Origin of the sequence: Nonomuraea sp. LP-02, from assembly GCF_036289125.1 — a bacterium.
In the GTDB taxonomy this organism is placed as follows: Bacteria; Actinomycetota; Actinomycetes; order Streptosporangiales; family Streptosporangiaceae; genus Nonomuraea; species Nonomuraea bangladeshensis.
In genome coordinates, this window is record NZ_JAXCLK010000001.1 from 7484254 (window position 1) to 7506175 (window position 21922).

A 21922-nucleotide genomic window follows, 5' to 3' on the forward strand; every position below is an offset into this window, starting at 1 on the left:
GCCGGTCGTCAAGGTGCGGTTCTCTGGTCGGCGAGCCGGAAGCGGTGCCGGTAGGCCGACGGCGGGACGCCGAGCACGCGCAGGAACGCCCGCCGCATCGTCTCGCCCGAGCCGAAGCCGCAGGCGCGGGCGACGTCCGGCACCGTATCCTCGCCGGACTCCAGGAGGGCCTGCGCGGCTTCGACCCGGAGGCGTTCGACGACCTGGCCGCACGTCATCGCGAGCTCGCGGCGGAACAGGCGGCTCAGGTGGCGCTCGCTGACCGCGAGCGCGTCGGCCATCGTGGTGAGGCGATGGTCGCCGGACGGGTCAGCGGCCACGAGGTCCAGCGCCCGACGCAGGGTCGCGGAGCGCGGACCGGCCACGGCGTCGCGGGCACGGAACTGCGACTGGCCGCCAGGACGTTGCAGGAACACGACCAGGTATTTCGCGACCGCACGGGCCCGCTCCTCGCCCCGGTCCTCGCCGACGAGCGCGAGGGCGACGTCGATCCCGGCGGTCACCCCCGCCGAGGTGACGATCGGACCGTCCCGCACGTAGATGGCGTCAGGTTCTACGTGCACCTCGGGAAATTTCTCCGCCAACGCCGCACAGGCGTCCCAGTGCGTCGTGGCCCGCCGGCCGTCGAGCAGCCCCGCTCGTGCCAGGAGGAACGCGCCCGTGCACACCGAGACCACCCGCCGGGCGCCGGCCGCCACCCGCCGCACGGCGTCCACCAGCTCCGGGGCAACGCCGGCGTACTCGTCCCGCGGGTATCCCGGCACCACCAAGGTGTCCACGTCGCCGTCCAACTCGGACAGCGCGAGGTCGACGCTCAGCGAGATGCCGACGTCGGCGCGAACGGGCCGCCCGTCCACCGAGGCCAGCCGGACCCGGTATCCACCGGCGCTGTCGAACACCTGAAGAGGTCCGGCCACATCGAGCAGCAGAACGCCGTCGGACACGGCGAAGACGACATCACCGGTCGCGCTCATCGCCATCTCCCGGGCATGAGTGACCAGGAGCTGGGACAGTCCTGACGAACGGGACAGCAATGCGTCGGGGGCACCGGTCCAGCGTAGTCACGGCCGTGGCGGCGAGCACCGGACCGGACCGGCGCCTGCCTCCGCCAGGAACGGCGAGGCGAGCTCGACGGTCAGGCTGCTGATCTGCGAGGGATTCAGTGACGAGGGATGGCGCTGGGGCTCGAAGCCCTCGTGAAGCTCATGTCCATCCAGTGCCGCCAGTTTGAGCCGTCGTCAGTGCGCTCCCATTCGGCTGTCATGGAGTCGCCGTCTGCGGCGATCATCAGCGTCGCCCGCTCTGTCTCACCGGCGAACGTCCAGACACCCTCGTCGTCGACGCTCGCCCGCATGGTGACGAAGTTGCCGTGATTGTCGAAGGAGCGCATCGGATAGGTCCGGCTCGCTGGATCGTAGGGCCCGATCATCTCGATGACCTCGACGTGCTCCTCATTCATGCGCACGTCCACACGGTGAACGAGGAAGTGCTCGCCCGTCAGCCACTCGTAGGTGTCCGACCCGGCGATGCGGATCTCCGGGTCGATCGCGGTGGCCGCTGTACGCCCCTGCGAACGCCAACGGCCGACCAGCGCATTCAGTCGCTGGTTCTCCGGTCGCGGGGCACGGGTGTCGTCGTCTCCTGACATGGCGGATCCTCGTCATCGATAGAGTGTAAGATATTGCTTAAACACTTACATACTGTCCCGGCAGTGCGCAAACGAAGGCGGTGACCCATGGACGACGCGCTTCGCGCTGTGGCGGACCCGACCCGCCGCGCCATCCTCGTCCTGGTGCGGGATCGCGAGGTGTCGGCCGGCGAGATCGCCGAGCGCTTTCCCGAAATCAGTCGCCCTGCGGTGTCCCAGCATCTGCGAACGCTGACAGCAGCCCGCCTCGTCGACGTCCGCCGCGCAGGCAATCGCCGCTTCTACCGGCTACGTCCGGAGGGGCTGGCCGAGGCGGTGACGTTCCTGGAGACGATGTGGTCCACCTCGCTCAGCCGCCTCCAGCACGAAGCCGAGCGAGAAGAACGCGCACACTGATGACCAGGACGTGAAGGGAACGTTGTGAGCAGGACGATTGAGCAGACGTTGCACATCCGTGCGCGTCCCGAGACGGTCTGGCGGTTCTTCACCGACCCGGCACGCCTGGCGCAATGGTGGGGAACGGCCGAGCTGGACGCCCGCCCCGGCGGCACCTTGCAGGTCGCGATGCACGAGGGCCCACGCCCGGTGATGTGCGGACGGTTCGTGGAGCTCGTGCCGTACGAACGTCTCGTCTTCACCTTCGGCTGGGAGGCCACACCAGGAGCGCCCGACCTGGCACCCGAGGCATCCCGAGTCGAAGTCACCCTGGCCCCGGACGGTGATGGCACCCAGCTCACCCTGCGCCACAGTGGTCTGCCGGCCGTACTCGAAGAGGAGACCAGCGGCGGCTGGGCGCGCCTGCTCCATCGTCTGGGCGAAACGGCTGAACGCCAGGAACTCCGCTGAACCTGGTCGAACATGCGCCTACTCGTAACCGGGCGCGCCCTGCTCTGCTGGGATGGTTAGGTGGTCGGCTTCGGAAGTCCTTCGGGGGCTGGATCCGCAACCGGTGTCGTGTGGCGTCTACTTGAGTGATCTTTGGGCCGTTGCCGGAAGGGGGCGAGTGTGGCGCGGACGATGTCGGCGGCGCCCCAGTCGGGGGCGAATTGGGCGATCACTGCCAGGTGCTGGCGTAGTTGGAGGATCGGCATGCGTTTGCGCCAGTCGCGATCGAGTCCGGTCAGCTCGGCGTACAGGTCGAAGAATACGTGTGCCTCGGGTGGCGGTGCCGTGGTCCATAGGTGGGCCAGGTCGACCTCGGCCCAGGTGTATGACACGGCCGGGTCGATGAGCGCGGGTTGCCCGTCGGGGGTGGCCATGATGTTCTGCGCCCACAGGTCGCCGTGTGTCAGGCACGCGGGCCTGACCGGCAGGAGCTCGGGTAGCCGGTTGCACAGCCGCTCGAGTGCCGCTCGGTCCGTGGCGTCGAGCGCCTCCCGGACGCGTGGCTCGCCGAGCCAGCGCAGCAGGCGATGCTGGGCGAAGAACTCGTAGCCGTCGTCGTTCCAGGTGTTGACCTGCCGGCGACGGCCTAGCCAGTTGTCTCGGTGCCATCCGAATCGGGGGTGCCGTGTGGTGGTGTGCAGGTGGGCGAGCGCGTGAGCGAACTGCTCCCAGAAGGCCCCGGTCGCCGGCCGGGGCTGCAGCGTGGACAGCACGAGCAGGGCGCGGTCCGCGAGGATGATCTCGGGCGTTCCGGCGCCGCCCGCCTCGCGCAGCGCGGCGAGCCCTTCTGCCTCTGCGGCGAAGACGTCGCCCGATGGCGGCTCGCTCAACGCCTTGACGAATACGGACGTGCCGTCACCGCGGCGCGCGAGCCCCGCGGTCGCGGCGAGGCCCCCGGCGACCGGCTCGACCGCGACGACGTCGGTCAGGCCGACCGCGTGCAGGCGTTCGAGCAAGAAGGACCCGGTTGATTCCGGCGCGATGGGCATGAGGTCATCTTGCCTGGTGCGCAGGATCGCCGCGCCTGGCTGGAAGCAGGCGATCTGGAACGGGCTGGTCATAGACCGCCGCCGAAGGCAAAGGCCTGCGATCAAGGAGTAGCTGGATCAACCGCCGCTCGGTCAGGGACGCGACCCGCTCGCGGCGCCCCAGCACGACGGGGTCTTACGCGGGTCGGGTCCTGTCCTCGTCCTCGCCGGCCTCGCGTGCCCCAACCCGACCGCGTCAGCGGTGAAGGCCCCAGCTCGCAGCGCCGCGGCGAGGCCTGTGACCAGCTGCTCATGCGGCAGATGCCGAGCGAGCAGCAGGGCCTCGATCAGCGCCCGGGTGCCGTCCTTGTCTCCGTGGGCCTTGCAGACAGACGCGGGCGGGCCTGCTCCAGTGCGGTCGCGCCGGGCAGCGCCCCCGGTTTTCGGAGGCGTCACCCACTTCGGGAACTGAACACCCGGGTAGGCATCTCTCTGTCCAGCGTGCGGCGCATCCGGCAGGCGTTCGGCCTGCAGCCACACCATGCGGAGGAGTTCAAGATCCCCAGCGCTGGACGTGGCCACCTCCGGGATGCACCACCCCGCTGACGGTGCTGCGGGTCAGGCGTTGTAGCCGCCGTGGGCGTCCAGTACGGCGCCCGTGACGTACGACGCCGCGGGGCTAGCCAGGAAGGCGATCGCCGCGGCGATTTCGTCGGGGTGGCCCAAGCGCTGCAGGGACAGCGAACTGAGCAGGGCCTTGAGAATCTCGGGGTCCGGCTGCTCCATGCCGCCCGTCATCAGCCCGGCTTCCACGACGTTGGCGGTGATGGCTCGGGGGCCGAGGTCACGGGCGACGCCCATGGTGTACCGCTCGATCCCTGCTTTGGTCGCGGCGTAGTCGGCCACGCCCGGGACGCCGGCTCGAGAGCCCAACCCGGAGCTCACCGTGATGATGCGGCCGCCCTCAGGCAGCACTCGGGAGGCGGCCCGGGTGATGGCGATCACGCCGAGGTAGTTGGTGGCATGCATGCGGTCCAGCGCGGCGGTGTCGGCATTCGGGTCGTCCACCGTGGCGTTGACTGAGATCGCCGCGTTGTTGACGAGGATGTCCAGGCCGCCGAAGTGCGCGACCACGTCGTCGATCAGGGCCGGCGCCTGGCGCGCGTCCGCCTGGTCGGACTTGAACGCGACGACCTTCGCTCCCTTGCTGCGCACCTCGTCGACGACGGCCTGCGCCTGCTTGTCGGAGCTGACGTAGGTGAACGCGACGTCGGCGCCCTGTTCGGCAAGCAACCGTACGGTCGCGGCTCCCAGCCCGCGGGACCCTCCGGTGACCAAGGCGACCTTGCCCGTCAGTGGCTTGTTCATTCTTCTCACCTCACTGGTTGTCCATCTCGACTGTCGTAACGCTAATGGTTACGACGCCTGGTCGCAACCATATGTGTTACGACAGGCGTGTCGTAACATCGAGAGTTGCGACCGAGAGGAACGAGTTCATGAGCGCCAACAGCAGGTTGACCATCGCCGCCCACGCGTTGACCTGGATCGGCCTCTACCAGCGCCAGGGCCATGAAGTCGCTACCTCCGAGCAGATTGCGTCCAGCGTGAACACCAATCCGGTGGTGATCCGGCGGCTGCTCGGCGACCTGCGCAGGGCGGGGCTCGTGGAGTCCCGGCGTGGAGTGGGTGCGGGCTGGTCGCTGGCGCGCGACCTGGAGTCGATGACGCTGCTCGACGTGTACGAAGCGGTGGAACCCGGCCCGCTGTTCGCCCTGCACCGCGCCACCCCGGACCAGGAATGCGTGGTGGGGTACGGCATCCAGCCGGCGATGCAGCGCATCTACGACGGCATCGAGGAGACCCTCCGGCGCGAGCTGGCCCGCGTCACGCTGAAGGACGTACTCCAGGACGTCCTCGCAGCACCTCGCCAAGAGCTCCTGACGCAATGAGGTCAGGCGTCGCCGGCAGACGAGTGCGCAGGCCGGCTTGAGGAAGGCCGCATGGATGTCGGCGTGGGTCTCCCAGCGGATGCGCAGGCGTCTGAAGGCGTGCAGCAGGGCGAAGGTCTGCTCGACGACCCGGCGTTGTCTGCCCAGGCCGGAGTCGTGTTGGGTGCCGCGTCCGGGCAGCTGGAGCGGGACCGCTTAGCCGCTGAGCACTACGGCGTCGGCATCCGCGCGGTTCAGGGAGACATGCGGGACCTGTCGGCCCTTGACGGCTCCTCGTTCGATCTGGTCTGGCATCCGTACTCGCTGACCTTTGTCCCCGACGCCCGGATCGTTTTCCGCGAGGTCGCGAGGGTCGTCGGCGAAGGTGGCTACTACTACCTGATGTGCGCCAACCCGTTCTTCTCCGGGCTCACTCACCACTCGTGGAACGGGGAGGGCTACACGCTGAAGCACCCCTACACCGACGAGGCCGCGACCAGCTATCCCGACCAGGACTGGGTCTACGACCGCAAGCCGGACGGCCGCCACATCCGCGAACCCCTGGAGTACAGGCAGACGCTGAGCCGGATGGTCAACAGCCTGATCCGGGAAGGCTTCATGCTGACGTTCCTGTCTGAGGTTCGAGGAGACTATCCGGGTGCGGAACCGGGTAGCTGGGCGCACTTCACGGGGGTGGCGCCGCCGTGGCTGGAGAGCGCCTGGCAGTACTGTCCGGCATCCTCCGAAGGTGAGGGCATCCCGGGGCACGGGTGACCGCGGCCACGAGGCGAACGCGTCGCGCCCTTTGCAGGGCAACGCACACTGGTGCTTGCCGTCGCGGTGCTGGCCGGCTCGCGCAGGCTCGCCGCCGAGAGCCGCTGAGAGCCGCCGCGGTGCACGTCCCGGTCCTGCGCCGCCATCCCGAGCTGATGGCCCTCCTGCCCCTGAAGCCGCAGCAGCAGGAGGTCGGGACGATCGGTGACGGTCAGGAGCCGTCGGGCTGACGCGCCGGTGACATGCCGGTCGAAGAAGGACTGGGTGCGCTGCCAGGCGTCGTCCGCCGCTGGGCGCACGAGACCGTGCCGGAGCGGAAACAGTATGAGGCTCGCGATCGGGTGGTGGCCGTGGGTCATGAACGAGTGACCGGCCTCCGGGTAGATCGAGGCGTCGCGGTCGACGCCGAGTGCCCGCAGATGCCTCCGCAACCGTACGCCGTGCGAGCGGAAGCCCCGGTCACGGCCGCCGTAGGAGGCGCCGACCAGTTGGACCAGCTCGCGGACGGACCGGCTCGACGGGCCCGTCGCCGAGCTCGACGCGACCCGGCGGTGGCTGGAAGCCCGCGATGAGGTCGACGGCGCCAGGATCGGCGTGATCGGGTTCTGCACGGGCGCGGGCTTCGCCCTGGCCTGCGCGGCCGGCGCGGCGCCCGGCGTGCGAGCGGCGGCGGTGAACTACGGCGTGGTGCCGCGCCGCCAGGAGGAGCTGGCCTCGGTCTGCCCCCCGAGGCCGTCATCCGCTGGACCGCCATCGAAGCAGGCATGGCCGCCGTCTCACCCGTAGGGATCCCGCTCGGAGACAGACCGAAGTCGTCTGCGACTGACGAAGATCATCGATCCCAAATACTCGCCTAAAAAGCTCCGCAAGGCTATGAGCTGGCCGAATGTGATTCGGCAGGCGCAGGTCCACGCGATCTGAGATCACGGAGCATCCCGTTCCCGATACTGAAAAGGATCTTTACTTTTAGTTTCGCCTTATGTGATGATCGGGGCCGTTTTGCTACTTTCGTTCGAAAGGTTGTGCATGAACGCACGCCGATTAGCTCCCGGCTCGTCTACTCGAACGCGTCGCCGCGGCGCCCTGATCGCGGCCCTGACACTGCCGCTCTCGCTCATGACCGCACCCGCGATCGCCCAGGGCCCCACGCCACCCCCTGCCACGGCATCCAAGACAACAGCTGGCACCACGGAACCAACACTCAAAGCGGCCTGGGACCAGGCAGCCAAGACCGGCAAACCCGTCGAGGTCCCCACCCACTCCACCGAGACCATGAAGGTCTGGGCCAACCCCGACGGCAAGAACATGCGAGCCGAGCTGCACACCCGGCCCGTCCAGCTCAAGAACGCGACCAGCGGCGCCTGGGAACCCATCGACACCCGCATCGTCACCCGCGACGGCAAGCTGCAGGCCACCCGGGTCAAGACCCCGCTCACCTTCGGCGGGCGCGGCGCCAAGCAACTGGTGTCCGCCCCCGGGAAGCACGGCGAGATCGGCTTGGGCGTGACCCGCGCGCTCCCGGAACCCAAGGTGTCCGGCAACGCGGTCACCTACCCCGACGCCGTCGCACCCGGGGCGGACCTGGTGGTGCTGGCCCAGGCCGACGGTTTCATCTCCCAGGTGGTCTTCCGGCAGCGGCCGACCGCCCCCGTCACCGTACGGCTGCCGCTCACCCTGCCTGAGGGCACCACCTTCGGAAAGACACCGCAGGGACTGCCGCAGCTCAAGGACGCCAAGGGCAAGGCCGAGGCCGCGCCGATCGTGCTGACCGCGACGGACGCCAAGGTCGAAGCCGCCCCCGACCAAGGCAGAACCCACCCGGTCAAGGCGCAGGTTGAGACCACCGGCAAGACTTCGGAGCTGGTGTTCACCCCGGACGAGAAGTTCCTGGCCGATCCGGCGGTGGCCTACCCGGTGACCGTCGCCGCGTCCTCCACCTGGTTCGGCGGCGGCGCCCCCGACGACGCCTGGATCAGCAAGAACGACCCCTACAACAACAACTCCGCAGCCGGGTACCTCCGCGCGGGCACCACCTCCACCAGCGCTGACGTCGCCCGCGTGTACCTCAAGTTCAACACCAGCGACCCGGTGTTGCAGGGCGCCACCGTCAACGACGCCGACCTGCGGATATGGAACTACAAGTCCGGCGGGCCCAACGGACAGCTCTGCGGGGACCCCATGGGCGCGGGCATCCGGGCCGCGCGCGTCACCGGCGAATGGACACTCGACGGCACGATCGACAGCCTGGACTGGTACAACCAGCCCTCCAGCACGGCCCCGGAGACGGTGAACCGGGCCGGCTACAACTACGACGCCGACCCCGCTACCTGGTGCGCCAAGGACGAGGAACTCTTCTACGAGGTCACCGCCATGACCCGCGCCTGGATCCAGCAGGGCGTGGCCAACCACGGGATCGTGCTGAAGGCGGCCAGCGAGACCGCCGCGATCAACTGGCGCCAGTACTACTCCAGCCAGTTCGGCGGCGGCAGTCCTTACCCCGGCTACCGTCACCCACCCGCACTCATCATCGACTACACGCCCGCGCCCACGGAGACCAAATGGGTGAAGTTCGAGTCTGACGACGACTTCACAGAGTTCCCCACCTATCAGCAAGCCAAGGCGCTGGAGGGGGAGCCCTTGGACGACACCGTCAACTGGGCGCTGAGCGATCAGGAGGCCGACGAGATCGAACAGCTGGGCGTGGGCACCCCCTACGAGATCGACACCAATCGCCTGCAGCCACTGCCGGACGACGTCGAGGTCGATCCCGCCACCTTGGATCCCAATGAGGTTCCGGCCGGTGACCTCCCGCTGGATGAGACGAAGCCCACGGTCACAGACGTGCGGCCCATCGCCGACAGTACCGGCGTCCCGATCGGCACTACGATCACGGCGACCTTCAGCGAAGCTGTCTGGGAGCCGAAGATCACTGTCAAGGACGCCGCAGAGAACGCGGTTCAGGGAACGGCGAGCCTGGATACCTCGAGGAAGGTCCTCACCTTCACCCCTGCTGCGCCGCTGAAGCCTGCGACCGCCTACAACGCTGAGGTGAGCGAGGCCTACGACGAGGAGGGCAACCAGCAAACCTCGCATTCCTGGCGCTTCACCACCGAGAACGACACGACGCCGCCGACCGTCTCCGCGGTCACCCCGGCGGCCCAGGCGATGGGGGTTCCGGTCACAACCCCGGTCACGGTGACGTTCAGCGAAGCGGTCACCGATGCGCAGTTCGCGCTGAAGGATCCGGCCGGTACGGCGGTCGCCGGCACGATCTCCATGGATGCGACCGCTCGAGTGCTCACGTTCACCCCCGCCCAGCCGCTTTCTGAGAACACGGCGTACAACGCCGAGGTGCTCGGCGCCAAGGATGCCGCGGGCAATGCCATCGCTCAGCCGCACAGATGGTCCTTTACCACCGGCGCGAAGGCACCGGCAGGGCTCGTGGCCGCCTATGGGCTGAACGAGGGCTCGGGCACGAGCGTGGCCGACTCCTCGGGGCAGAACAACCCCGGCACGGGCAGCGGCACCGCCTGGGCCAACGGCAAGTACGGCAAGGCGCTGTCGTTCAACGGCTCCTCCAGCATGGTCACGGTCGCGCACGCCGCGTCGTTGCGCCTGACGACCGGGATGACGCTGTCTGCCTGGGTCAACCCCACCACGGTGACCGGTACCGCGTGGCGCAGCGTGGTGACCAAGGAGCTGAGCTCCAGCGGCGCTTCCTACGCCCTCTACGCCGCCAACGGCGGCACAGTTCCGTCCGGCTGGGTGCAGACCGATCCTGAAACCTCGGCGACCGCCGACGGGCTCTCGCCGTTGCCGGTGAACGGCTGGAGCCACCTGGCGCTCACCTACGACGGCGCCGCGCTGCGGTTGTTCGTCAACGGCCAGCAGATCGACCAGACCGCGCTGAGCGGCAGCCTCTACGACGACGGCAACCCGCTGCGGATCGGCGGCAACGTCGTCTGGAACGAGTACTTCAGCGGCCTGATCGACGAGGTGCGCATCTACAACCGCGCCCAGACGGCCGCCGAGATCCAGACCGACATGACCACCCCGATCGGCGGGGCGGCGCCGCCGGACACCCAGGCGCCGACGGCGCCCGGCTCGCTCGCCGCGACCGGCGGTTCCGGAAGCGCCCAGCTCACCTGGACGGCCTCGACGGACAACGTCGGCGTGACCGGCTACCGTGTCCACCGCTCCACGACGCCGGGATTCACCCCGTCGGCCGCCAACCAGGTCGGCTCGGTCACCGCCACCACCTTCACCGACGGCGGCCTCGCGGCGGGCACGTACTACTACCGGGTGCTGGCCGCCGACGCGGCCGGCAACCTCAGCCCGTCCTCGAACGAGGTCTCGGCCGCCGTCACCGCCCCGCCGGCGACCCCGGGCCTGGTGGCCGCGTACGGCATGAACGAGGGTTCGGGCACCACCGTCGGGGACTCCTCCGGGAAGAACAACACCGGAGCGGCCACCGACACCACCTGGGCCAACGGCAAGCACGGCAAGGCCCTGTCCTTCAACGGCACCTCCAGCTGGGTCACCGTCCCGCACGCCCAGTCGCTGCGCCTGGCGAACACGCTGACGCTCTCGGCGTGGGTCCGGCCGGCAACAGTGGACACCTGGCGCACCGTGCTGATGAAAGAGAACGCCTTCGGCCCCGCCTACGGGCTGTACGCGGCCTACGACGGCGCCCCCCTGGGCTGGCTGCAGAACGCCACAACCTTCAAGACGGTGGTCGGCGACGACCCGCTGCCGATCAACCAGTGGAGCCACCTGGCCGTCACCTACAACGGCACGATCATCACCCTGTACCTGAACGGCACCCAGATCGACCAGACCCCGATGACCGGCAACCTCGCCGACGACGGCGGTGTCCTGCGTCTCGGCGGCAACAACCTCTGGCTGGACGAGTTCTACAGCGGCCTGATCGACGAGGTACGCATCTACAACCGCGTCCAGACCGCGGCCGAGATCCAGAGCGACATGAACACCCCCATCGGCGCCGCCGCGACGAGCATGGCAACGCAGCAACAGCGCCTCAATGCCGCCACGGACGTCGGCCCCGGGATCGACAAACTGACAGTGGAGGGCGGTCGCACCGCGGACGGGGCCACCCTCGCCTCCACCCTCACCCCGCGACTGACCACCTGGCTGTCCGCCGGGCGCGACGGCGAGGCGAAGGTGGAAGTGGAGGTCGCCGGCAAGCCCCCCAAGCCCGCCAAGCCCGCCAAGTCCGTCAAGGAGGGCAAGGTGAGCACGGACAGACGGCTGATCTGGTCGGGTGAGGTCACCGCCAAGCCCGGCGAGACCCGGGTGTCCCTGCAGATCCCCGAGGGCAAGTTGCGGGACGGCGAGAAGGCGCGATGGCGAGCCCGGATCGTCACGGATCAGCAGACCGAGGCAGGCGCATGGACGGCCTGGTCGGAGTGGCAGACGTTCATGGTCGGCGCCCGGGCGGATGGCGGATCAACGGAGCGGACGGACGTTCAAGCCCCTCCGGCATCGGACACCACGGCCTCCTCGGCATCGCCCGCCCCGGCCACCGCCGCGACCTCTGACCCGAACACGAGCGGTCCGTTCAGCTATGAGCGGATGGATCTCACCCAGTGCAACGACGCGCGGCTCACGCAATCTCCCCGGCCCAATCATGGGTTCGGATGGACCGTCGCCAGGCCCTATACCGGCTGCTACAGCAGAGTCCTGGGATGGGGCGACTGGGACATCGATCTGCTCACCGGCCTGCCGAAGACCCGGTGCCCGAGGAGTATGGGCGTGATGATGACGGCCACCGTGGTCGCGCACACCTATCTGGGCACCAAGAACGGCTCACCTGTCGTCTACGGCGCGGGAACCGACTACACGGCCAGGGACATCAGCGTCTGGGTCGGCATCACCAATGTGCGTACGGTGGGCGCCAATTGCGAGCCCACCACTGCGCACGACGGCTTAGCGATCCAGATCCGGGGCGACGTCGCGGCGTCGGAGGGCTCCACCTGCTCGATGGTTGAAGGAGCGAACCGTACTACGACGATCGGGGGCCTCAAGAGAGTCGGCACCGACAATTTCGTCTTCCGATCCGGAGGAAAATCTTTCGGCAACTGCACCCTGCGCCCCAAGCTGTATCCGCCTGCCAACGTCCCCAAGCTGGATCCGAGCCCCTTCCGCTTGTGGCAATATCTCGCCACCGAACAGGGACCCCCGACCGCCAAGGGCGACCTGCCCTTCGTCGCGCGTTGCGACAGCGAGCGCATCAGCTACCGCGTCCTCGTGAACAACAGATCCACGTGGAGAGGCAACACCGGAGGATGCCGCTTCCTCGGCGTTGACCGGGTCTACACCATGTACACCGGCGATTCTCACCGGGGCGAGGTGGCCCAGCACATCCAATACGCCTTCCAGCACCCGCGGGACACGGAGCCCAAGGTGACCAAGGAGGGGAAGCCGATCACCAAGAACTTCCCCGGTAACTACGACGGGTGCCTTAACTCGCCCGACCCGACTCATTGCCGGATCATCCCCCTGACCAGAAGGGGCAACAGAGACCGCGTGCCGGCCCCGGACGGAGCGCTGTACAACTCGAAGAACTCCAACAATCTAAGTAAATACTGCAGAGATCTTCCCGGCCGTGACGATCCGAACAAACAATGCGACGAATACCCGTTCGCGTCCACCTGGCAGGCGATCGGCGTCGACGGCAAGATGGAGAACAGCGTCTGGGTTCCCTCTCTCAACGCCTCACTCCGCATGGTCAGTACGGATCACAATCAGGCTGCCGGCCGCGACCTGGGCGCCTTCTACGCCCGCTATCGTGTCCTTCCCAACGCGACCCTCGAAGGTGGCCTGCAGAACCGGCCTGGCAACGCCTTCTTCGTAAGAATCAAGGAAGGCGCCCCGCCAACTCCTTCTTCATGACAATCAATCAAGGTAACCCGTAACCACCTGTGAGGAGGGGGCATCAGTGGGATGCCCCCTCCTTCCGAGAGGCGGCCATGCAATCACCGACCTACCTGCACGACCTTCTGGCCTCGACCCTCTTCACCGAAGGGCTCGACGGCGACATGGATCTGTGGACGCTGGGATTCAGCGCCGTCTGGATCAAAGGTGCGGACCTCGACGCCCTCGCTACGATCTACCAGTTGGACCTCTCCACCCGCACCCCGTGCTACCTGAGTGAGATTCTCGATCAGAACATCGACGACGAATCCCTCTGGGTCGCCGAGGCCGGAGATTGGATCAGCATCGCGCCGGCAAACGCCGACCGTGACCACCTGCTGTCCATCACCGCAGGCGGCCGCGACGCCCTCGGCCTCAGCACGGACATCAGCAACAGGGACTACCTCCATTACGCCCGCGACGGACGCCTGGTGACCTCGTTCAGCCCTTCCCAGCCGGAGTTACGCTTCGGCGACGACCCGTACGCGCTCGATCATCTGATGGATGGGCTGCGCTTCCAGATCAGCGCGGACGACGTCTTCGACGATCGCGTCGACCGGGAGGAGAGCATCAGTTCCGCCTTGGCCCTGATCGGGCGCTTCACGGGAACGGACATGGCCACCGACTGGTTCGAGGCGCAGCACTCCTGCATCCGGCCCACCTCCTGACGGCCCCCGCTCAGCTCATGCGGCGCGTCGCCAGGCTGTCGCCCCACCCGCCGTCGGGCTGACCATCAGCGATGATCTCGGCGCTGACGCAGGGCTGCCACAACGTGGGAGGGCCGCCGATCCGATGTGCTCCAGCGAACTCGTGCTCGGTGCGCAGGCGATTCTGCGGGACGCGTGGGGGTGGGGGTGACGGTCCTGGTCACCGTGGGCGTCGGCGCGGGCCGGCGCTTCTTCCCGGTCGAGGTCGGGACCGGCTGCGGATAGGCGCGCGAATCAGTCCCTAGTCCGAGTCAACACAAAAACGTGATGTCCATCTAAATGCAGTGTGCTGCCTCCGCGGGGGGCAGCACACTGCATCATTATATGTGGAGAATGAATGTCACAACTTGTTGATCGCCTCCGCGAGGTCATCACAGTGGAGAGAAGCCGATTTCTGCTGAGAGATCAGGAGGGTACGCTGGACGAGCCACCTGATTGGCCTCGCCTGGAGGAGGTATCGGCACGTCTCAACCATGGCTCCTGGTTCGAGGCGACCTTGAACTGGGCAGTATTCCTGAGCAGTGCTCCGTGGCACGAAACCTCGGTCACCCTGGAGCTATGGGATGGCCCCCCTCCCGATATCTCCGGCTCCTGGGAGAGAAGTAAGACCGCATCCTTCTACTCCAGTTCGGGTCTCGTCTACTTGAGCGAGCTGTTCGGCAGCGGGCCCCCGAGCGTCCCCATGGATCTGCGCAAAAATGCCAGTGACTGGGCGATCAAGGCAAGTCGTCGTCCAGGAAGCGGCTGGAGCTGGCCAGATGAAGCCACTCCTCCACGAGGAGTTGAGGAGTGGCTTATACAGTTCTGGCCGTCGCAAGGCTTGGATCTTAGCCTCACTAAAGTCCCTCGTAGAACAGAGTAATCGCCAAGCATCCGAAAGAACCTCGAGACCCTGCCCAGGACACGCAGGAAGCGTTGTGGTGTGCGGAGATGCCCCGCGACTGGGCTCAGCCGCGCGGAATCACGCGATGAATTCGTTGCTCACGGTCTTGGACACGATTCCGTTGCCGGCCTGGATGATGGCGACGAACTGGTAGATGTCCCCCTTCGGGAAGTCGGAGGACTTGACGAGCAGGCGCGCGTCCTTGCTGTAGCCATTGTTGTTCTTCAGGTCTCTCCACCCGTACTGGCCGTCGGTGACGGTCTCGCTGAGCACCTGGCGCGTGAAGGTGGTGCTGCCGCCGGAGGTGGAGGTAGCGCGCACGTACAGGGTGTAGGCCGCCTTGAGATCACCGAGATTGTCGCCAGCCTCGGCGACGATGTTGAGATAGAACTCCGGCTGCGGGCTGCCACCCAACTCGGCGGGGGTGTCGTCCTGCACGCCGCCTGCCGTTTTGCTGGTGTAGAGCCGGACGAGCTGAATGTCGTTGGTCTGCATGAGTTCCTCCTTCTGTCTAATGCCACTTTCGCCTGCGGGCGGGAGCGGTTCACCGGAGGAAACCCTGAGGCCGAGGGCCGTGTGGCCGGGTGCGTTAAGGGGGGTCGCCGCCTCGGCTCGGGAGTATGGTCCGACGGGTCAACTCGACCCGGCCTCGGACGCCCAGTTTGCGATAGACACGGGTCAGTGTCCCTTCTACGGTTTTGAGCGTTACGTGCAGGGCGGATGCGATCTCCGCGTTGGTCAGTCCCTTCGCGACCAGCTCGGCCATGCGCTGCTCCGCCGGGGTGAGGAGGTCGTCAGCGAGGTGCGCGAGCAGGGCCCTCTGGGCACGGGCCAACGCCTCCCAGCGCGCTGCTCCGAGGTTGCCGAGAAGGTGGATGGCCTCGTCGAGGGTGCGCGCCGCCGAGCGGCGTTCCCGGGTGCGGCGTTCGGCCATGCCCAGGAGGAGCAGGGCTCGACCGACCTCCAGCAGCAGGCCCAGGTCGCGGGCTTCCTGGAGTGCGGGTGTGAGGGTCTCGACGGCGGCGTACGGATCACCGGTGGCCAGATGGAGGGCCGCCGCGGCCCGGCCGCCGGTGATCCGGGCCCAGGGATGGTCAAGCCGGGCGGCGGCCTCCCGAAGCCATTTCAGTTCGGCTGCCGCATCGTCGATTCGCCCCACCCGGGCGTACCCCTCGACCAGATCGGCCGGGAACGTGAACAGGCCAGGCTCGCCGAATTCGTGTTCGTGGAAGAATCTGGCGAACGGTTCGAGCCAGCCGACCGCCGCCGCCGGGTCGTCCACGGATAGTTCGAGCTGACCAAGGACCGAACGGCATTGACCCGCGAACACCATGGACTTCTGCCCCTCCGCGGCCCGTAGGCCCTGAACCGCGAGGGCCCGTGCCCGTTCTACCTGACCTCGGGCGGCATGAACCAGGGCGAGGCCGTATTCAGGCTGCCCGTCCTGTACAGCGCCGCTAACCCGCCAGTAGTGCGCGACGATGTCGGCGTACTGGGCGGCCTGCGCCCATCGTCCGGCCCGCCATTCCACTTCCACGAGATGGAGCCGGGTCCCGTTGGCACTCTCCTGAGAGCCGCACTGTTCCCCGGCCTTTAGGACCTCCAGGTGCAGTTCACGGGCCCGCTCAACTTCGCCGCGCCAGGTGTGTGTCATCGCCAGACGGGTCTCTGGCGAGTAATACGGAAACGCCATTCCATGCAGGCTGGGCAGGTCCAACCCACTGCGCAAGATGAGGGCACTCTTGGGATCTCCTGCCAGGCCGGCTAAGAAGCCCTTGACAGACAACGCCCGACGCATCGCCAGCGGATCACCGGTCCGCTCAGCGTTCTTGACACAGCGGTCCGCCGCCGCACCACCCTGCGGCAATCTCATCAAATGGATGCCGGCGACCACCGCCAGGTCGACGGCGACCTGTGCCGTCTGCGTCGGATCTCCGGAGAGCTGACTCATGGCCTGCTCCAGCAGGTCGGCTGCGGTCTCGAAGTCGGTTTGCAACCGTCCCCGGCGGGCCGTCAACTGCCCCCGTAGGCTGTCTGGCACTTGGCTCGCCCAGCCTTCGGCCAGCCTTCTCGCCTGCTCGAACTCGCTGGCCGTCTCAAGGCAGTCGAGCAGGAGGAAACGCCGGTGCCAAGCGTGCGGATGCGCTGGATCTGGAGTAAGGCTGAGGGCGGCTTCGGCTAGTTGAGCTGCTCGGGCGGGAGCGCCGCTGTCGAGAACGCGGACAGCTGCCCGGTACACGGTCGCGGCGGTACGTTCATCGGGTTCCTCGGCTCCTGCGGCGAGATGACCGGCCGCCACGTCCGGATCCTCGACGGCGGTCGCGAGGCGTGCGTGCAGTCGTTGCAGGCGGGCACCGGTCAAGGACGCGTGGCTCACGGCGCGCAGGAGCGGGTGCGTGAAGCGGAGGACCGGGTTCGCAGGAGCAACGATGTCAAGGATGTCCGCTTCCAATGCCTCGTTCAGCGCCGTGTCCGCCCCTTCGCCGAACACAAGGCGTAGCAGCCGGCGAGTTGGGCGTGGAGTCACCGCCGCGGCCTGGACGACGGCGAGGGTGTTCGGGGTCAGCCGGGCGAGCCTTGCCCGCAGCGAGTCGGTGATGCTCAGCGGGAGGTGCACCTTCGAGCCCGCCTGGCCTTGGGCTGCCGTGGTCTCCCTGGCCAGTTCCAGGGCGGTGTAGGTATTACCGCCGGACAGTTCGTGAATGTGTGTGAGCAGTTGCGGGGACCAGGTGCCTGGGAAGCGATCGAGAATGAGGCCGGTCAACGTGGACCCCTCCAAGGGGGCCACCTTCAGCCAGGTCACGGACGCTCCCAGCTCATGCGTGAGGACTTGAGCAATGCCGCGCTCGATTTGCTCCGTGCGTCCTGCGATCAGCCAGGCGATGGGCTGTTGTGCCAGCCGGACGGCGGTGATGCTCAGCAGTTTTCTCGTGTCGGCGTCCAGCCACTGCTCATCATCGATCGCGAGCAGCAGATGCTCGTGGCTCAGCGCTCGTATCGCATTGACGGTCGCCGACGCCAGCAGCGCCTCGGCGGGCTGAGTCGCCCCCTCGGTGATCCTCAGCGCGACGCGCAGGGCGCTTGCCTGCGTCGCAGGTATGACGTTCAGGATGTCGCCGACCGCAGGGGTGAGCAGATCGATGAGGTTGGTGAGCGGGAAGTCGACCACGCCGGGAATTCCGACCGTGGACAAGACTCGTGCTCCGCTCGCAGCGACGAGTGCAGTCATCGCACGGAAGAGCACTGTCTTACCTATCCCCGCCTCTCCGCTGATGATCAGAGCAGTGGGAAGGGGAGTGTGTTGCAGCGCGGTCTGACAGATGTGGAGTTCGTGATCCCGGCCGTGGATGTTCACAACTCACGATAGGCGTCGCTCCCGAGAACGACGAGTGTTCGTCGCCTGCATCGGGAAAGCCTTGCACTCCACCATCATCAGTCGCAGCATGAGCCTGCTCGCGAGCACGCTGTGATTCACGATGGATCAGCAGTAGGTCGTGAGGGTGACGCCGGGCGTGTAGTTCTTCTCGGTGTGGTCGATGACATGTTCGGAGCCGAGCGAGGCACGAGTGCGGTGTTGGGGATGACCCTTTGTAGACGTCGAAACTCGAGACCTTTGCTCCACGTCCGAGCTCTTCAGCTTGAACTCGTGCGGATCGAGATCGTACCGCTCTCGCAACTCCTGCTCGAGACGCCGCTCGCCCGTGTCCCGATCCTCACTCCGCACAGTAGGGATCACCCTCTACGTCGGGGGCGATCCCGCTGAACTGTTGACGAACGACTGCCTACCGAGATTAGAAACCGCAGGTCAGGGGGACGGGGTCACCATTGCCTCCGCTCCGGTGGCGAAGTGTCGCGCGATGATCCATGGTGAGCGAGGGTTGCAGTCATGCGGGGGCTGGCGGCGATGGTGCGCGACCTGGCGGCGCGTACGCCGGAAAGTCGTGAGCGCAGCGTCGACATGTGGCGTGCGCTGGCCATCTGCCTGGTGGTGTTCGGGCACTGGTTCGTCGTCGCCGTGACCTACCGGGACGGCAGGTTGTCCGGGTACAACGCGCTGGACGTCCTGAGCTGGTTGGACCCGGTCACCTGGCTGTTCCAGGTGATGCCGATCTTCTTCCTGGTCGGTGGCTACGCCGGCAGTGCGTCGATGGCATCGCACCGCGCCTCCGGAGGCGACGGCATCGGCTGGGTGCTGAGGCGGACCGACCGGCTGCTGCGGCCGGCGACTGCGCTGTTCGTGGTGCTGCCGCTGGTATCACTGGCAGCGACGGCAGCCGGGGTGAGCAGCCAGCTGCTCGGCCACGCGGCGTGGCTTGCCTCCATCCCGCTGTGGTTCCTGTTGGCCTACTTCGTCCTGATGGTGCTCACGCCGGGGCTGCACGCGCTGCACCGCCGCGCGGGGCTGGCCGCCCCGCTGGCGATGGTGGTCATCGTCGCTGTCGCCGACCTGCTGCGGAGGGGCCTGCACGTGCCGGTCGTCGGTCAGAGCACCTATCTGTTCGCCTGGATGGCGATCTACCAGCTCGGCTTCTGCTGGCGCGACGGGCTTCTGCGGCTGAGCCGTGGCAAGGCGCTCGCGGTCGTGGCCGGCGGCCTGGTCGCCCTGATCGGACTGACCGTGGTGGGCCCGTACCCGGTCGCCATGGTCGGGTACAACACGGCTCCGCCGACCCTGGCACTGATGGCGCTCGCCGCCACGCAGCTCGGATTGGTCCTGGCCCTTGCGCCCGCCGCCAATCGATGGCTTCGCCGGACCGGCCCGTGGAATGTGGTGATCGCGGTCAACGCGGTCATCCTGACCGTGTTCCTCTGGCATATGACAGCGGCGGTGGTCGCGGCCGCTCTGCTGTTCCCGACCGGTGTACTGCGGCAGCCCCCGCTGCACTCCACGACGTGGCTGCTGTGGCGAGTGCCGTGGATAGCGGCTTGTGCCCTCGTCCTCGTCGTCCTGGTCGCCCTCTTCGCGCGGATCGAACTGCGCCGGTCGGCGCTGCGCTCCGCCGAGCGACGCGGTCCGTGGCGCGATGGTGCGACTGTGCTCGGCTTGGCTGCCGTGCTGGCCGGGCTGCTCTTCGTCGCCTTTTCCGGCCCCGGCTACCACGGGCCGACCGGGCTCTCATGGGCCGGGGTGCTCTCTTACCTGTGCGGCGCTGCTGTGCTGCGCGTGGTACGAACCCGGCCTGTCCTGCCGGGCTCCGGTCGCTTATCGCCGCGGAGCACTCCGGGCGGTCAAGTGTGCGGTCGGTGACCTGGGGAAACAGGCTGAAGGGCTGCTTCTCGCCGCCGTACGTGCGGTGCCCGGTGCCGCCTGGACGACCTTCTGCGCAGGGAGATGGACGATGCGTGTCTATGCGGTCCCCGCTCCGACAACCGTTGCCCCGGACACCCAGCTCGCCGACGCGGTGTTCGCCGACGACCGGGTCAACGGCGACCTGGTCCTGTTCAGGCGCCGGTCGGAGGGCGGTTGGCGTCCGGTGACGGCCGGGCGGTTCGCGGCCGACGTTCGCGCTCTGGCGGCCGGCCTCCTCGCCGCCGGGATACAGCCCGGTGACCGGGTCGCGCTGCTGGCCGCCACCAGCTACGAGTGGACGTTGGCGGACTACGCCCTGTGGACGGTGGCGGCGGTGCCGGTCCCGATCTACGAGACCTCCTCGGTCGAGCAGATCCGCTGGGTGCTGGAGGACGCCGGTCCCGTCGCGGTGGTGGTCGAGCACGAGACGCATCGCCGCCTGGTCGAGGAGGCGTCTGAGGGCCTGCCCAGGCCGCCGCGGGTGTGGGAGATCGACGGCGGCGGCCTGGACCGCCTCCGCGAGGAGGGGCGGGGCGTGGACGACGTCCGGCTGCGTGAGCGCCGCCGGACGGTGTCGGCCGACGACCTGGCGACGATCGTCTACACCTCGGGCACCACCGGCCGCCCGAAGGGATGCATGCTGAGTCACGGCAATCTCCTGTACGAGGCGCGCGCCGCGATCGACAGCCCGAAGGACATCTTCGGCCGGGACGCCTCGACCCTGCTGTTCCTCCCGCTGGCACACGTGTTCGCGCGGGTGATCCAGGTGGCCTGCCTGGAGCGGGGCGTCTGCCTGGCGCACAGCGCCGACCGGGCCAGGCTGGCCGAGGACCTGGCCGCCCTGCGACCGTCGTTCCTGCTGGCGGTGCCCAGGGTGTTCGAGCGGGTCTACAACGATGCTCAGCAGCGGGCCAGGGCTCAGGGCAAGGGGAGGATCTTCGACTGGGCCGAGCGGACCGCCGTGGCGTACAGCCAGGCGTTGGAGGACGGGCGGCCAGGGCGGCGCTTGCGGCTGGCACATCGCCTGTGCGACCGGCTGGTGTACCGGCGGCTGCGGGCCGCGCTCGGCGGCCGGGTCGGCTACGCCATCTCCGGCGGGGCGCCGCTGGGCGTACAACTGGGCCACTTCTTCCGCGGAATCGGCATCACCGTGCTGGAAGGCTACGGTCTGACCGAGACCAGTGCCGCCGCGACCGTGAACCTGCCCCACGCGCAGAAGATCGGCTCGGTGGGGCCGCCCCTGCCCGGGGTCGAGATCCGGATCGCCGACGACGGCGAGATCCTGATCAAGGGTCCGATCGTGTTCCAGGGCTACTGGCGCAACGAGCAGAAGACCAGGGAGACCCTGACCGCGGACGGCTGGCTGCTCACCGGCGACCTCGGCGTCCTGGACGAGGACGGGTTCCTGACGATCTCGGGCCGCAAGAAGGAGATCATCGTGACCGCCGGCGGCAAGAACCTTGCCCCGGAGCCGCTGGAGGACCGCCTGCGCACCCATCCGCTGATCAGCCAGGCGGTGGTCGTCGGCGATCGGCGGCCGTACACCGCCGCGCTGTTCACCCTGGACACCGAGGCGCTGGCGTCATGGAAGCGGGCCGCAGGCAGGCCCGAGCAGGCCGGCCCGGCCGAGCTCCGTGACGATCCGGAGCTGCTGGCCAGCCTGCAGACGGCCGTGGACGAGGCCAACACGATGGTGAGCCGGGCCGAGTCGATCCGCAGGTTCCGGATCCTTCCGGTCGACCTGACCGAGCAGAACGGATATCTGACCCCGACCCTGAAGGTCAAGCGTGCCTTGGTTCACCAGGACTTCGCGGCCGACATCGAGGAGCTGTACCGCTGAGCGGAGGACGTGAAGACCGGCAGCCCCGGAGCGCCACGGACCGACGATCGACGCTGGACCGGCTGG

14 protein-coding genes and 3 pseudogenes are annotated in these 21922 nt (G+C 67.9%); 9 read left to right on the forward strand and 8 right to left on the reverse strand.

The features are described from left to right. Positions 1–8: 8 nt before the first annotated feature. Both SMD20_RS35130 and SMD20_RS35135 read right to left on the reverse strand, forming a co-directional pair. Positions 9–974, reverse strand: coding sequence for a GlxA family transcriptional regulator (locus SMD20_RS35130; protein ID WP_329589559.1), 966 nt, complete (start codon positions 972–974; stop codon positions 9–11). Between the two features lie 185 nt (positions 975–1159). Then, entirely contained in the window at positions 1160–1648 is a 489-nt protein-coding gene (locus SMD20_RS35135; protein WP_329589561.1) for a DUF1579 family protein, read from the reverse strand. An 87-nt stretch (positions 1649–1735) separates the two neighbouring features. Here SMD20_RS35135 and SMD20_RS35140 point away from each other — a divergent pair, with 87 nt between their 5' ends. Then, positions 1736–2044 carry an ArsR/SmtB family transcription factor gene (locus SMD20_RS35140; protein WP_329589562.1) on the forward strand — a complete coding sequence of 103 codons (309 nt, stop codon included), beginning with the start codon at positions 1736–1738 and terminating at the stop codon, positions 2042–2044. 24 nt (positions 2045–2068) lie between these two features. Then, on the forward strand, positions 2069–2494 hold the full coding sequence (locus SMD20_RS35145) for an SRPBCC family protein (RefSeq protein ID WP_329589564.1): 426 nt from the start codon (positions 2069–2071) through the stop codon (positions 2492–2494). 56 nt (positions 2495–2550) lie between these two features. On the opposite strand, the gene SMD20_RS35150 is transcribed toward SMD20_RS35145, so the two are convergent. Next, the gene (locus SMD20_RS35150) at positions 2551–3594 is read right to left on the reverse strand and encodes a fructosamine kinase family protein (RefSeq protein WP_329589566.1); all 1044 of its coding nucleotides are present in this window, start codon (positions 3592–3594) and stop codon (positions 2551–2553) included. Positions 3595–4119: 525 nt separating this feature from the next. After that, complete coding sequence (locus tag SMD20_RS35155) at positions 4120–4869, reverse strand: SDR family NAD(P)-dependent oxidoreductase (RefSeq protein WP_329589568.1); 750 nt, start codon at positions 4867–4869, stop codon at positions 4120–4122. A gap of 128 nt (positions 4870–4997) precedes the next feature. Between SMD20_RS35155 and SMD20_RS35160 the strand changes: the two genes are divergently transcribed. Beyond that, positions 4998–5450: an Rrf2 family transcriptional regulator gene (locus SMD20_RS35160; RefSeq protein ID WP_329589570.1), complete on the forward strand. Its 453-nt coding sequence runs from the start codon at positions 4998–5000 to the stop codon at positions 5448–5450. 15 nt (positions 5451–5465) lie between these two features. Here the strand turns inward: SMD20_RS35160 and SMD20_RS35165 are convergent. Further along, positions 5466–5621 (reverse strand): annotated as a pseudogene (locus SMD20_RS35165) (transposase); the annotation flags it as partial. On the opposite strand from SMD20_RS35165, the gene SMD20_RS35170 reads away from it, so the two are divergent. Further along, the gene (locus SMD20_RS35170; RefSeq protein WP_329592780.1) at positions 5607–6203 is read left to right on the forward strand and encodes a class I SAM-dependent methyltransferase; all 597 of its coding nucleotides are present in this window, start codon (positions 5607–5609) and stop codon (positions 6201–6203) included. The pseudogene SMD20_RS35165 and the gene SMD20_RS35170 overlap by 15 nt on opposite strands. A gap of 254 nt (positions 6204–6457) precedes the next feature. Here SMD20_RS35170 and SMD20_RS48455 read toward each other — a convergent pair. Beyond that, positions 6458–6814 (reverse strand): annotated as a pseudogene (locus SMD20_RS48455) (dienelactone hydrolase family protein); the annotation flags it as partial. Here SMD20_RS48455 and SMD20_RS48460 point away from each other — a divergent pair. The 3 genes and pseudogenes from SMD20_RS48460 to SMD20_RS35180 all read left to right on the forward strand — a co-directional run. Continuing rightward, positions 6738–6989: pseudogene (locus tag SMD20_RS48460) on the forward strand (dienelactone hydrolase family protein); the annotation flags it as partial. The pseudogenes SMD20_RS48455 and SMD20_RS48460 sit on opposite strands and share 77 nt — an antisense overlap. Before the next feature lie 330 nt (positions 6990–7319). Further along, positions 7320–13115, forward strand: coding sequence for a LamG-like jellyroll fold domain-containing protein (locus tag SMD20_RS35175; protein WP_329589572.1), 5796 nt, complete (start codon positions 7320–7322; stop codon positions 13113–13115). A 77-nt stretch (positions 13116–13192) separates the two neighbouring features. Next, positions 13193–13804 carry a DUF6461 domain-containing protein gene (locus SMD20_RS35180; protein WP_329589574.1) on the forward strand — a complete coding sequence of 204 codons (612 nt, stop codon included), beginning with the start codon at positions 13193–13195 and terminating at the stop codon, positions 13802–13804. A 1000-nt stretch (positions 13805–14804) separates the two neighbouring features. Here the strand turns inward: SMD20_RS35180 and SMD20_RS35185 are convergent. Together SMD20_RS35185 and SMD20_RS35190 are read right to left on the reverse strand one after the other, a co-directional pair. Continuing rightward, entirely contained in the window at positions 14805–15221 is a 417-nt protein-coding gene (locus SMD20_RS35185) for a hypothetical protein (protein WP_329589575.1), read from the reverse strand. Between the two features lie 94 nt (positions 15222–15315). After that, positions 15316–18081, reverse strand: a complete 2766-nt coding sequence (locus SMD20_RS35190) for an AAA family ATPase (RefSeq protein ID WP_329589577.1) — start codon at positions 18079–18081, stop codon at positions 15316–15318. Between the two features lie 531 nt (positions 18082–18612). Here SMD20_RS35190 and SMD20_RS35195 point away from each other — a divergent pair. Both SMD20_RS35195 and SMD20_RS35200 read left to right on the forward strand, forming a co-directional pair. Next, positions 18613–19974, forward strand: a complete 1362-nt coding sequence (locus tag SMD20_RS35195; RefSeq protein WP_329589579.1) for an acyltransferase family protein — start codon at positions 18613–18615, stop codon at positions 19972–19974. A gap of 91 nt (positions 19975–20065) precedes the next feature. Continuing rightward, positions 20066–21856 carry an AMP-dependent synthetase/ligase gene (locus SMD20_RS35200; protein ID WP_329589580.1) on the forward strand — a complete coding sequence of 597 codons (1791 nt, stop codon included), beginning with the start codon at positions 20066–20068 and terminating at the stop codon, positions 21854–21856. Positions 21857–21922 lie beyond the last annotated feature (66 nt).